General features: G+C 48.0%; 13 protein-coding genes and 2 tRNA genes. 11 read left to right on the top strand and 4 right to left on the bottom strand.

Annotated elements, in window-relative coordinates:
• Nucleotides 1–50: 50 nt before the first annotated feature.
• Both ACQ5DJ_RS19715 and nadA read left to right on the top strand, forming a co-directional pair.
• A complete protein-coding gene (locus ACQ5DJ_RS19715; protein ID WP_429843946.1) occupies nucleotides 51–920 on the top strand; it encodes an HAD family hydrolase in 870 nt (289 codons plus the stop codon).
• Nucleotides 921–1,057: 137 nt separating this feature from the next.
• Nucleotides 1,058–2,002, top strand: a complete 945-nt coding sequence (gene nadA / locus ACQ5DJ_RS19710; protein ID WP_012683896.1) for a quinolinate synthase NadA — start codon at nucleotides 1,058–1,060, stop codon at nucleotides 2,000–2,002.
• A 61-nt stretch (nucleotides 2,003–2,063) separates the two neighbouring features.
• On the opposite strand, the gene ACQ5DJ_RS19705 is transcribed toward nadA, so the two are convergent.
• From ACQ5DJ_RS19705 to ACQ5DJ_RS19695, 3 genes are all read right to left on the bottom strand, one after another.
• Nucleotides 2,064–3,356, bottom strand: coding sequence for an FtsW/RodA/SpoVE family cell cycle protein (locus tag ACQ5DJ_RS19705; protein ID WP_429843945.1), 1,293 nt, complete (start codon nucleotides 3,354–3,356; stop codon nucleotides 2,064–2,066).
• Nucleotides 3,353–3,688, bottom strand: coding sequence for a PadR family transcriptional regulator (locus ACQ5DJ_RS19700; RefSeq protein WP_429843944.1), 336 nt, complete (start codon nucleotides 3,686–3,688; stop codon nucleotides 3,353–3,355). Before ACQ5DJ_RS19700 ends, ACQ5DJ_RS19705 begins: the two co-directional genes overlap by 4 nt.
• A gap of 110 nt (nucleotides 3,689–3,798) precedes the next feature.
• Nucleotides 3,799–4,293 (bottom strand): PCYCGC domain-containing protein, encoded by a 495-nt coding sequence (locus ACQ5DJ_RS19695; RefSeq protein WP_376899298.1) that lies wholly within the window; start codon nucleotides 4,291–4,293, stop codon nucleotides 3,799–3,801.
• A gap of 192 nt (nucleotides 4,294–4,485) precedes the next feature.
• On the opposite strand from ACQ5DJ_RS19695, the gene ACQ5DJ_RS19690 reads away from it, so the two are divergent.
• The 7 genes from ACQ5DJ_RS19690 (at nucleotide 4,486) to ACQ5DJ_RS19660 (ending at nucleotide 11,062) form a co-directional block, all read left to right on the top strand.
• Nucleotides 4,486–5,466: a metal ABC transporter substrate-binding protein gene (locus ACQ5DJ_RS19690; protein WP_429843943.1), complete on the top strand. Its 981-nt coding sequence runs from the start codon at nucleotides 4,486–4,488 to the stop codon at nucleotides 5,464–5,466.
• A 132-nt stretch (nucleotides 5,467–5,598) separates the two neighbouring features.
• Nucleotides 5,599–6,369: a metal ABC transporter ATP-binding protein gene (locus ACQ5DJ_RS19685; RefSeq protein WP_069852625.1), complete on the top strand. Its 771-nt coding sequence runs from the start codon at nucleotides 5,599–5,601 to the stop codon at nucleotides 6,367–6,369.
• Nucleotides 6,370–6,404: 35 nt separating this feature from the next.
• A complete protein-coding gene (locus ACQ5DJ_RS19680) occupies nucleotides 6,405–7,244 on the top strand; it encodes a metal ABC transporter permease (protein WP_429843942.1) in 840 nt (279 codons plus the stop codon).
• 39 nt (nucleotides 7,245–7,283) lie between these two features.
• A complete protein-coding gene (locus ACQ5DJ_RS19675; protein WP_409176569.1) occupies nucleotides 7,284–7,709 on the top strand; it encodes a Fur family transcriptional regulator in 426 nt (141 codons plus the stop codon).
• A 115-nt stretch (nucleotides 7,710–7,824) separates the two neighbouring features.
• Complete coding sequence (nadB, locus tag ACQ5DJ_RS19670) at nucleotides 7,825–9,447, top strand: L-aspartate oxidase (protein ID WP_429843941.1); 1,623 nt, start codon at nucleotides 7,825–7,827, stop codon at nucleotides 9,445–9,447.
• Nucleotides 9,434–10,282 (top strand): carboxylating nicotinate-nucleotide diphosphorylase, encoded by an 849-nt coding sequence (gene nadC / locus ACQ5DJ_RS19665; protein ID WP_429843940.1) that lies wholly within the window; start codon nucleotides 9,434–9,436, stop codon nucleotides 10,280–10,282. Before nadB ends, nadC begins: the two co-directional genes overlap by 14 nt.
• Nucleotides 10,283–10,294: 12 nt before the next feature.
• Entirely contained in the window at nucleotides 10,295–11,062 is a 768-nt protein-coding gene (locus ACQ5DJ_RS19660) for a type III pantothenate kinase (protein WP_429843939.1), read from the top strand.
• Here ACQ5DJ_RS19660 and ACQ5DJ_RS19655 read toward each other — a convergent pair.
• Entirely contained in the window at nucleotides 11,057–11,488 is a 432-nt protein-coding gene (locus tag ACQ5DJ_RS19655) for a GNAT family N-acetyltransferase (RefSeq protein ID WP_429843938.1), read from the bottom strand. The genes ACQ5DJ_RS19660 and ACQ5DJ_RS19655 overlap by 6 nt on opposite strands.
• Nucleotides 11,489–12,255: 767 nt before the next feature.
• On the opposite strand from ACQ5DJ_RS19655, the gene ACQ5DJ_RS19650 reads away from it, so the two are divergent.
• Nucleotides 12,256–12,348, top strand: a tRNA-Ser gene (locus ACQ5DJ_RS19650).
• A gap of 16 nt (nucleotides 12,349–12,364) precedes the next feature.
• A tRNA-Glu gene (locus ACQ5DJ_RS19645) sits at nucleotides 12,365–12,438 on the top strand.
• The last annotated feature ends 86 nt before the right edge of the window (nucleotides 12,439–12,524 follow it).

Raw genomic sequence — 12,524 nt, 5'->3', positions numbered from 1 at the left:
TCCACAATGTTGACTCATGGCAAATCCAAAGCGAATGAGAGGGATAGGATATGTTGCTTACACCGGGCATGGCTGCATTTGACATGGATGGAACCTTACTAACTCACGAATCAAAGCTGACAGAAGGAACGAAAGAAGCACTTCGCCAATTGCAACAGCAAGGCTGCAAACTCGTTTTGTCTACAGGCAGGATGTATGGCTCCGCTCAAATTCCGATCGATTCCTTTCCTTTTGACGGGTATGTCTGTAGCAATGGGGCTGCTGTTTTCGAAGGGGATGGCACGCTGGTCCGTCGATCGCTCCTTCCTACTGAGATGGTAATCGGTGCGATCCATGCACTGAGGCAAGAAACAATTTATTATGAGCTTCATGATACCAACAGCAATCGCTGGATGATCAAAGAAGACCGTGAACGCTTGGAAGCTACCTTGAGTGAGGATGCATCTGTGGAAGGGTTCTCGATCTTGAATTTTCCTTACTACAGGCTCGCTCATGTAGTGCCATTGGCAGAGATGCTGGAAAAAGTAGAGTCCGGGGAAGTAGAAATCGTCAAGTTCTTCATCTGGCATCATGACCCGGATCGTCTGGAGTGGGTGAAAGAGCAGCTGAAGCCATGGAGCGGGCAAGTGACGATCACTTCATCCGGCAAGCAGAATGTCGAAGTGATTCCTCAAGGGGTTTCCAAATGGGAAGGGCTTCAATACTTCTGTGAGAAATGGGCAATCTCCCCAGAGAAAGTAATGGCATTCGGCGATGCAGAAAACGATCGAGAGGCATTAACAGGCGCAGGATATTCCGTCGCGATGGAAAATGCCTCTGACGAGATCAAGCAGGTGGCCAAATATATCGCCCCACACCATAATGAGGAAGGCGTTGCCCGATTTATTCGGGAGCGTGTTCTCGGAGAAAAAGGCGAGTAAGAGAATGAAAAAGCAGAGACTGCGTCTGTACGGGCCGGTTTCTGCTTTTTTCGTTCCAAATGTACCACGTTGACAAGGTGAGGTTATACGCTTACAATGACCGTAAATTATGACACCACCGTAGGGGGATTTTTTCCATGGACGCTTTAGCGTTAGAAAAAAAAGCCCAGCGCAACGCTGAGTTACGTGAACGACTGCTGCAGTTGAAGAAAGAGCGTAATGCCATCATTCTTGCTCACTTTTACCAACGTCCCGAGATTCAGGAGGTCGCTGACTTCATTGGAGATTCCTTTGGGTTAGCGCAGAAAGCGAAAGAAACGGATGCCGATGTGATTTTGTTCTGTGGCGTTCACTTTATGGGAGAAAGTGCAAAAATTCTCAATCCCCAGAAGACCGTCATTATTCCCGATGAACGGGCTGGCTGTCCGATGGCGGACATGGTGAACGTAGACGGGCTCCGCAAGCTCAAAGCACAGCATCCAAATGCAAAAGTAGTGGCTTACATCAATACTTCTGCGGATGTCAAAGCAGAAACCTACATCTGCTGTACGTCGTCCAACGCGAAGCGTGTGATCGAGTCGATCGACAGTGACGAGATCATTTGGGTGCCGGACAAAAACCTTGGCCACTATGTATCCCAATTTACGGACAAGAAAATGATTATTTGGGAAGGGTACTGCAACACGCATGACCAATTGTCTGTAGAAGACATCATGACGTTGAAGCAGCAACACCCTGAGGCTGTGGTTGTCGTTCATCCGGAGTGCCGCCCAGAAGTGGTTTCCCTGGCTGACTACGTTGGTTCCACGACCGGTATTTTGAAATACTGCCGTGAGTCTTCGCACAAAGAGTTTATTATCGGAACGGAAGACGGCACACGTTACATGCTGGAAAAGGACAGCCCGGACAAAACGTTCATTTTCGCTTCCAAGTACCTTGTTTGCCCGAATATGAAGGTGAACAATCTGAAAAAGTGCGTCGAGGCGCTGGAGAATATGAAGCCGGAGATTTTTGTTCCGGAGGATGTTGCTGATGCGGCGCGTGCTTCCTTGGAGCGCATGCTTGCGGTAGCGCCTGCTTAAGGAACAGTCTGATAAAATACAAAAAGGGAGTAGAGCGCAGGGGCTTTACTCCCTTTTTCTATTAGGAGGCTTTGGTTAAAGGCTGGATGTCTTTTCTTCGATAAATGTTCAGGACGAGTCCCATCAAGGCCATTTGCAATACGGTATGCACGATTCCAAAGCCAACGAATGGTAGATTCACAGTTATAGGGGGAGCCAGACCGACAGTCATGAAAATACCCCAGAAAAACGGCGTGAAAAAGAGTACAATCATACCGGATAACAGCAAGGATCCGTACAAATCTTTTACTCGTCTGATGGCATGGAGCAAACGAAGCAGCAGAATAACGCCCAGAATGAAAAAGGCTATCCCTACAATTGGTCCAAAGATATACACCATGTAGGCAAAAATATAGTCAGACTCAAGGGCGGGCAATGCATCTAGAGAGGCACCGAAGCCTTGACCCCATAAGGTAGCTGACTGGATGGCTTTCATGGATTGAATGATGATATATCCTCTTCCATCCGGTTCGAGGTACGGATTCAAGAAGAAAAACAGGCGATCTAGTTGATAAGGTTTAGCGAACAGGTAAACCATCCCGCCGACACAAGCGAAAACCATGGCGGGGTAGCTCAGTACAACAAGCTTTTTAGGCTTGGCGGCAATCACGAGCGCGATGTAGCCACCGACATATAAGAAAACGGCAAATTCGTATTCGCCTAACGTGAGAAGCAGGCAAGGCGGTAGGAAGTACGAAATCATTTTTACGATGGTGTAGCGATTGCGCTCCTTCCACTCTGTGAAAATTCCTGCGAGGGCTACGATGAACAGGAAGGGACTGATTCCAATAAAATGGAGTGGAGAATCTCCGATGTTCAGATACTGGATACCGGCTATAGGTCTCCCTGCGAGCAGTGTATATAGGAGTAAGATCATCGTGCCGAAATACAGAATCTTACTATACCTCTTTAATTTACTGTAATCCCAAAAGAGAATCGCCACGAGGAGGACTGTTCCGATTATGATTCCGACCAGTTGTCTCCCGATCAAATTACGATTATCTTCCGCAATATGAAGAGAATACAGGGTAACCAGCCCGATAGCGAGTAGGATTCCCACGATCGAAACAATCCCCCACTCCATCCGCGGCTTATGCGCCTGATGAAGATGCCGCCCTACATCGATAGGATCACCCATCTCCGCAATCGCAATCCGAGTCGCTTCTTCTTCCTTATATCCAGCCTCACGATAATCCTCGATCTTTTCAGCGAAATGATTCTCCAATTCTAGCGTAATCGCTGCATGAACCTCTTTGTTTTTGATCTGATCGCAAACTTCTTTTATGTAATGTACAATTCGCTTGTTTTCGCTCATGTTGCCTGCCCTCCTAACACGGAGTCAACAGCGGTACGAAAAGATTCCCACTCCTGTTTTTTCTCTTTGAGATGCTTCTTACCTTCGCGGGTGATTTGATAGTATTTACGTTTTCGCTCTCCTTCACCTTCGCTCCAAAACGCCTCGACCTTTCCTTCGGACTCAAGGGTATGAAGAATAGGATAGAGGGTGCCTTCTTTGAGAGACAGCACACCGTTCGAGCTCGTTTCCATCGCCTTGATCATCTCATAGCCGTACATTGCCTTTTGTTCCAGCAGGGTAAGAACGAGAATGACGGTACTGCCTTTCATCAACTCTTTGTTAACTGCCATAGCGACCTCCTTATGCCTCGGATTTCGATACCTCGAATATCTATGTATCATTCTATTCCATAAAAGGGAAAAAGAAAGACTTCCTCATCGGGAAGTCTTGTTATATGTGTTTAGGAAGGCATCGGGGTAGGGGTTGGTTTTCCGTAGCCTTGCCCATAGGTTTGGTCTATGTAGTTTCGAATCTCTTTTGTAGATTTGCCTTCTTCTTTCATCTTGCCGGAAATAACGGCGATTTCCATGCATACGCCGCAACGAGTGCCGTGGTCATCCCAGACAATGGAGCCATCAGACTTTTCTTCTTTGATGAAGCAGTTGCCATTATGCCCGTGTCCAGCACTTTCACCACAACCACAATAGCATGGAATGGATTTGAGCAGCTCACGATTTGCCGCAGCAACTTTGTAGGAACCGATAATGACAGGGTCTTGGTTGTCTAAAAATTTCGGTAGCTGATCAGCGGAAGCAGTCAATTCCTGCAAATCACCATTGGGTGCGTGCTGCGTATGATCGCTATGATTCTGTTCAGCTTGATCAGTAGAGCCACAGCCGGCAGTAAGCAGAGCTGCGGTGATAAAAGTAATGGCTAACCATGAATTACGTTTCATCTTGGACATACCTCCTGCCAGTTATTTTATCATAATGAGATGGAGAAATTGTGAAGCTGGAAGAGAAGATGAACACTTATGATATTTAAATCGTAATAAATCCTATTTACTTTTTGGGCGCCTCTCCGTATAATGAAAAACGACGAGAACGTAAATCGGAATCATTTTGAATTGGAGTAGGAGGAAATATAGATGAAAAGAGTTATGTTGGCAGCCCTAAGTATCATTACGGCAGTGGGGCTGGTGGGATGTGGAGCAGCGAACGAAACGGTTGGTACTCCGCAAACTGGCAGTGGCGCTTCCGGGAAGCCAAAAGTATATACGACGATTTATCCCTTGGAATATGTAGCGAAGCGAATAGGCGGTGAACACGTGGAGGTAACGAATCTGGTTCCCGCTGGCGTAGAGCCTCACGACTACGAGCCAACTGCAAAAGACATGGTCGCTCTGGCCGGAGCTGATATCTTCGCTTATAACGGCAGTGGTTTGGAGCTGTGGGTAGAGAAGGCTGTAACCAACCTCGATAAGAACAAGACAACGATCATTAATGCGACGGAAGGTCTCGAGCTGATTCGTGCATCTGAACATGAGCATGAAGGAGAAGGACATACAGAAGAAGGACACGCAGAAGAAGCAGGGCATGACCACGGCGATCTGGACCCTCATGTATGGCTCGATCCGATGCAACTGAAGGCACAGGCGGAGAAAGTCAAAAATACGCTCGTGCAAAAGGATCAAGCGCACGCTGCCGATTACGAAAAGAACTACACACAACTAGCAACAGACCTGGAGCAACTGGATAAAGAGTTCAAAGATATGGTTACGCAAGCGCCGAAGAAAGAATTCATGGTTTCTCATAGCGCATTTAGCTATATGGCAAAACGATACGGGCTGGAGCAAGTAGCAATCTCTGGGGTCAATCCTTCTGATGAGCCATCCACATCAGAGTTGAAGAGCTTGGTGGAGCATGTCAAAGAACACAACATTTCTTATGTGCTGTTCGAGACATTGGTTTCTCCGAAGGTAGCGGAAGTGATTGCGAAGGAAGCTGGCGTGAAGACAGCCACGCTCAATCCGTTGGAAGGTTTGACGGAAGACGACGTGAAAGCAGGTCGTGATTACTTGTCCATCATGCGCGACAATATGAATACATTAAAGACAGCACTCCAATAAGCTTTCCCTCGAAAAGATGTCGCTTGCCAAGCGGCATTTTTTCGTTAGTAGGATGCTTGTGGTTCGGGCAAAATCGTAGTACGATGAAGGGAATCAAATCAGAACAAATCCGATTTAAGGGATGGATATTTCATGGAACCACATAAACAAGAGGTGCCTGTCATTAAGCTCACAGGCGTCTCCTTTCAATATGAAGACAAACAGGTTCTCGATGAGGTTGAATTCACACTGGAGCGCGGAGACTTTGTGGGCATCGTCGGGCCGAATGGGTCAGGAAAATCTACGCTGATGAAGCTGATCTTGGGTTTGTTGACGCCAAACAAAGGCACAGTGGAGCTGTTCGGGCAACCACTATCCAAGTTTCGTGAATGGAATCGCATTGGTTACGTCGCTCAACAGGTCGCGCATGGAGCGGGTGGATTTCCGGCGACGGTGCGAGAAGTCGTGTCTTCTGGATTGGTCGGCAAAGTAGGTCTTTTTCGCAGACTGACGAAACAGCATCATGAGAGTGTACGGGCTGCGGTGGAGCGAGTCGGCTTGCTGGAAAAGCTGGATCAACGAATCGGCAACTTGTCCGGCGGGCAATTGCAGCGCGTATTTATAGCGCGTGCTCTCGTAGCTGAACCGGAGCTTTTGATCCTCGATGAGCCAACAGTCGGGGTCGATCAGGAATCGATTGATCAATTTTACAGCTTGCTTCGCTCGCTGAAGGAAGAGAACGGATTGACGATGATGATCGTCAGCCACGATGTGGGAGTTATGTCGCAATGGGTGACCAAGGTGGCTTGTGTGCAGAAGAAAATTCACTTCCATGGAACGGCGCACGATTTTGAGCATAACCAAGAAAAAATCTTGCAAAGTATGTACGGTGATTCGGTCAGACTTTTGTCTCATCATCATTAAGCTTTGTAAATAGGTAAGAAAGAAGGAATATGCACATGCTTGCTGATTGGTGGCAGTATGACTTTTTGCGGTATACCCTGTTTTCAGGGATTTTAATTGGTCTGATCTGCCCTGTTTTGGGTACGTTTCTTATTGTTCGTCGCTTATCGATGATGGCAGATGGCTTGTCACACGTCACGCTGTCCGGTGTAGCTGCCGGGATGCTCATTTCCAAAAAGGTCGCCTTCTTCTCCGCAGTCAATCCGCTGTTTTTCGGAATGTTGTTTGCGGTGATTGGTTCGTTGTTTATCGAGCGGCTGCGTAAGGTGTACAAAGCGTATCAGGATTTGGCGATTCCGATTATTTTGTCCGCGGGACTTGGGCTGTTTACGGTATTGATCAGTATCGCAGACGGTTTTAATGCAGATTTGTATTCGTACTTGTTCGGAAAAATCGTTACAGTGTCCATCGAAGACCTGTATGCGCTGATTGGTGTGGCAGTTGTTGTTTTAGGGACAGTTTTGTTGATTTACAAGGAGCTTTTCGCGGTCTCCTTCGACGAGGAATTCGCTCGTGTCTCTGGTGTGGCAAGGCGTTCGATCAACTTGTGGTTTATGGTGCTCGTCGCTCTGACGATTGCGGCTTCCATGCGTATAGTCGGTGTCCTGTTGATCTCGGCGTTGATTACCCTTCCGGTGGCTGCCAGTCTGCAAATCGCGAAAAGCTTTCGACAAACGATTTTCTTGTCGATTTTGTTCGCGGAGTTTTCCGTATTGAGTGGTTTGTATTTTGCCTATCTCCTTGATTGGGCATCTGGTGGTACAATTGTACTGATGGCAGTTCTGGTTATGCTGGTTGTATTGGGTGTAAAGAAGCTGCGGGTCGCTTTCCGGTAAGAGTTTTCCGGATATGACAAAAGGAAGGAGTGTTTGTCGATGAAAGTAGAAGAAGCGCTGCAAATATTGAAAGAACATGGTTTCAAGTATACCGGCAAGCGGGAGGAGATGATTCGAATCTGCGCGGCCGAGAAGCGATACCTGTCTGCCAAGGATATTATGGAGAGAATCAAGGAGCAGTATCCAACACTCAGCTTCGATACCGTCTATCGCAACATTTCCACTTTTGTTGAGCTGGGGATTCTGGAAGAGACGGAGCTGGACGGGGAAGGTAGATTCCGTTTGGCCTGTTCGACAGATGGACACCATCATCACCATGTGATTTGTACGGAATGTGGAAAGACTTCTTCTTTGCCAGGATGTCCGATGAGTATCATTTCCGCGGTGCCGGAAGAGTTTCAGGTGACGGGGCATAAGTTCGAGGTATACGGTACATGTAAGGAATGCGTAACGCATTCCAATTAATCAGATAGAGGGGAGTGTTCGCTTTTGCGGGCGCTCTTTTTTTGCATCTCCTTCAAGCGTGTATTTGCTATAATGGGTGGAAAATCATCAGTTACAAGAGAGAAGGGACACTGTCATGATTCCCCGTTATATTGTGGACTTTGATTTGCACACCTTACCTCGAATGAGGGCAGATGTAGCTGTTATTGGAGCAGGAATTGCTGGGTTGTATACGGCGTTGCAAACGAGTGAGTATGCGGATGTGGTGTTGATCAGCAAGAAGGGACTCGATGATAGTAACACGCGCTGGGCTCAGGGAGGAATCGCTGCTGTAACAGCCCAATCAGATTCCCCTGCCCTTCATCGACAGGATACGTTAATCGCTGGAGCAGGTCTTTGCTCGTATAACGCTGTGGAAGTCCTGGTGCATGAAGGCCCTGATCGCTTGCATGAACTGATTGCATATGGAACGGAATTTGATCGAGATGAACAAGGACAGTACGAGCTAACGCAGGAAGGTGCGCATAGCAAACGACGAATATTGCATGCGAACGGAGATGCCACTGGGGCGGAGATCGTCCGCGCTTTGTCCAAGCGTGTGATGGAGCAGCCAAACATTCGGGTTTTGGAATATCATTTTGCAGTGGATGTCATCACGCAGGATGGCGAATGCGTGGGTGTCCTCGTGCGGAAGCCGGATGGCGAATTGTTTTTCCTGGAAGCCAAAGCAACGGTGCTGGCTACAGGAGGTGCAGGTCAGCTTTACCGTTACACGACGAATCCGCAAATCGCTACGGCAGATGGAATCGGCATCTCGTATCGGGCGGGTGCTCGCATTAAGGACGTGGAATTTATCCAGTTTCATCCGACTGCGCTTTACTATCCGGGAGCCCCGCGCTTTTTGATTTCGGAAGCCGTTCGTGGGGAGGGTGCCATTTTGCGCAACAGCAATGGTGATCGCTTCATGGACAAGTACCATCCGCAAAAAGAGCTGGCGCCACGTGATATTGTCGCTCGGGCGATTGTTTCTGAGATGGAACAGACGAAGTCTACGTTCGTGTATCTCGACATCACTCACGAATCGGAGGAGCTTATTAAGCGTCGTTTTCCGACGATTTATAATTTTTGCTTACAATACGGGCTCAATATGGTGACAGATTGGATTCCGGTAGCTCCTGCTTGTCATTATATTATGGGCGGGGTTCAGACTGATTTGAACGGAGAGACCTCGACGAAGCGGCTTTTTGCATGTGGAGAAGCATCCTGCACAGGGGTACATGGTGCGAATCGACTGGCCAGCAACTCGTTATCGGAAGCGGTTGTATTCGGTCACCGAATAGCGGAGCGGATCAAGCAGCTGGCTGATTTGCCGAGTATTCATCCCTTCCAGGTTGCTTCCAAGCAAAAACTGCCCCAAACGTTTAATACACGTGAACAACGATTGAAAATGCAAAAGCTCATGCTGCGGCATGTCAGTGTGAAGCGCGACGATAAAGGATTAACGAAAGCACTAGCAGAGCTTGCGCGAATGGAGCAATACTACCAGTACGAGCCTAAGAGCCTGGAAACGTTTGAATTCTTCAATCTGCTGAATGCTGCCGTTCTGACAACGAGAGCGGCACTGTTGCGGGAAGAAAGCAGAGGTGGGCATTATCGTACTGATTTTCCGAATAAAGACGACTTGCTATGGCGGAAGCATTTGATCCAGTCCGTAGAAGATGGTGTTCAAGAGGAGTGTGAGAAGCATGATGTGGAATAAACGGGAGCTTCAACGAAAAATAGAGGAATGGCTACAGGAAGACGTGGGATTTGGTGATGTGACGACAATGAGCACGATTCCTGAATCGGAGCAGGGTGTCGGCATTTTATATGCGAAGGAAGCGGGAATTGTGGCAGGCTTGCCGATTGCGGAGCAAGTATTTGCCACGGTTGATTCTACCCTCGCCTTTGAGGCAAAAGTAGAAGAAGGAGCACGAGTCGAGGTTGGTCAGCAGATCGCCGAAGTCAGCGGCTCGGTTCGTTCGATTTTGAGCGGAGAGCGGCTTGCCCTTAATTTAATGCAACGTCTGTCTGGGATTGCCACGAAAACGAGTGAATACGCAACAGCTGTCGCAGGGACGAAGGCACGGGTTGTCGATACAAGAAAGACTACGCCAGGCCTTAGGGCTTTGGAAAAGTACGCGGTTCGAGTCGGTGGAGGCTATAATCACCGCTTTGCTTTGTATGATGCCGTGATGATCAAAGACAATCATATCAAAGGAGCGGGCGGTATCGCACAGGCTGTCGCTGCGGCACGCGCGGTTATTCCTCATACGATGACAGTAGAGGTAGAGGCCGAATCGTTCGAACAGGTTCAGGAAGCATTGGCAGCAGGTGCAGATACGATCATGCTCGACAATATGTCTCTCGATCAAATGGTGGAAGCCGTTCAGTTTATTGATGGACGAGCCATTGTCGAGGCATCTGGTGGCGTCAGTCTGGAGACGATTGGTGACATTGCAAAAACGGGCGTAGATATCATTTCAGTAGGGGCGCTGACTCATTCTGTCAAAGCGTTTGATATCAGCCTCGATCTGAATACGCGCAAGCGGTAAGGAGCGACCACGATGTTATTGGTGATGGATATAGGCAACTCCAATATTGTGTTGGGCTTGTATGAAGGCGACGAGCTACAACACCATTGGAGAGTGTCCACGGATCGTAACAAAACGGAGGACGAGTACGGCATGCTCGTCAAAAGCTTGTTTGGGAGCGTGGGGCTTGACTTTGAACAGGTGAGAGGCGTTATTGTCTCGTCTGTCGTGCCACCTCTAAACCTCACGATTGAACGCATGTGTGGGAAGTACATGCAACAAAAAGCGTTGATTGTCGGACCCGGTATCAAGACGGGACTGAACATCAAGTATGAGTATCCGCGAGAGGTAGGTTCCGATCGAATCGTGAACGCTGTTGCTGCGATTCATCATTATGGTGCACCGCTCATTGTTGTCGATTTTGGTACGGCGACGACCTTTTGCTATGTGGACGAGCGGGCACAGTATTGGGGTGGGGCGATTGCTCCCGGTATTGGGATATCGACAGAGGCACTCTTCACCCGTGCTGCCAAGCTGCCGCGAATCGAAATCGCCAAGCCTGCAAGTGTAGTCGGTCGCAATACGATAGCGGCGATGCAGTCCGGCATTTTCTATGGGTTTATCGGTCAGGTCGAAGGCATTGTACGTAGAATCATGGATGAATACGGTACGCGACCTACCGTAGTTGCTACGGGGGGGATGGCAGCGCTTTTTGCCAATGAGACCTCTTGTATCCATACCGTGGATCAGAACCTTACGCTTAAAGGACTTCGTTTGATCTACGAGCGGAATCAATCATAGTGGATGTCGAACGTATTTGCAGAAAAACATTTCAGGATCATCTGGATCTAGGTGAGTAAGGGTTCCGCAATGAGCGTATCCGAGCTTTAGACAGAGACTTTGCATTTTTTCGTTGGAAAGGTTAGTAGAAGTGAACAATTTCTCCGTAGGGGAGATCGTTTCCAGATAGTGCATCATCTCCTTGCCAACCCCTCTGTTCTGATAGTGAGGGTGAACAATGAGAAGATGAATAAAGCTGTTCTTAAAAAACGATTGATTGATGATGGCAAAACCGACGATATTCATGTCAAATAACGCCACGTAGCAATGCCCTTGCTCAATAGCTTCTTGAAGTTCAGGTGAACGACTGGTTGAACCGAGCACTATTGCATCAATCGTACAGACAGCAGGAATGTCTTGAGGAGTAGCGAGACGGATCGAGGTCATCCATTTCAAATCCTTTCTACTTGTAAATCGTTTTGTAAATCGTTGCCTATGTTGTATGGAATGGAAAAAGGGTGTTAAACTACTGGTAGAGATATTGAGTATCCGACATATAAATAAAGGAGCCAATACCGTTGCAGCGGCAAGGCTCCTGAGACAAGTAGCTGTGGCACACCCACGGCGCGCATGATTACAAAAACAGCGAACCCACCGTCAGGCGGTCAACCTTAGGCGGTGGGTTTTCGCTTGTTACGCCACTTTCTTATCCATCGGTAGAGCTTCCTGCAGCTAAACCATAGGCTTAGCAAGGTTGCCAGTACTTTTAGGAAAAGGTAAAGCGTGCCGAGCGAGACCATCAGCATCACCCCCTTACAGGAAGCTGTGCCGTGGTCTTCCACCGCCAGTCTTGTCTCAGTTAAATTATACCATTCGAGCATTCCTTATGGTGAGAACTCTTGTTAGTGTAGTTACGAGCTGGCTCGACAAAAAGGGTGATCTTCAGCGAGTAACATTGCGACTGACAGGTAATGATATATACGTGTTTCACATCCATGGATGGGGACAAAGAAAAAAATTGAGATTTTCATTACTTTTCGTTGACAGCACATGATCCACGCGCTACAATGGCTATTGTGCCTAGCAGAAAAGTTATGTCACATTGAACTTTTTAAGTTTATTTAAAAAAGTTCTTGCGTTTCAGATGAATGCATGCTAACATATGAATTCTGAAAGGCAAACAAGCGGATCGCTTTGATCCACTTCAAATATACGGATGGATGTCCGAGCGGCCGAAGGAGCACGATTGGAAATCGTGTAGGCGGTGTCGAACCGTCTCGTGGGTTCAAATCCCACTCCATCCGCCATCACTTTCTTAGAAATGGCCCGTTGGTGAAGCGGTTTAACACAGCAGCCTTTCACGCTGTCATACAGGGGTTCGAATCCCCTACGGGTCACCTAGCAAAACGCCTTGCAAACGCAGGGGTACTGGAGGCTTAGCTCAGCTGGGAGAGCATCTGCCTTACAAGCAGAGGGTCGGCGG

Origin of the sequence: Brevibacillus sp. FIR094 (genome assembly GCF_050477165.1) — a bacterium.
Taxonomy (GTDB): Bacteria; Bacillota; Bacilli; order Brevibacillales; family Brevibacillaceae; genus Brevibacillus.
The sequence above is the reverse complement of the archived record's forward strand: the minus strand, read 5'-3'. Positions and strand labels throughout refer to the sequence as shown.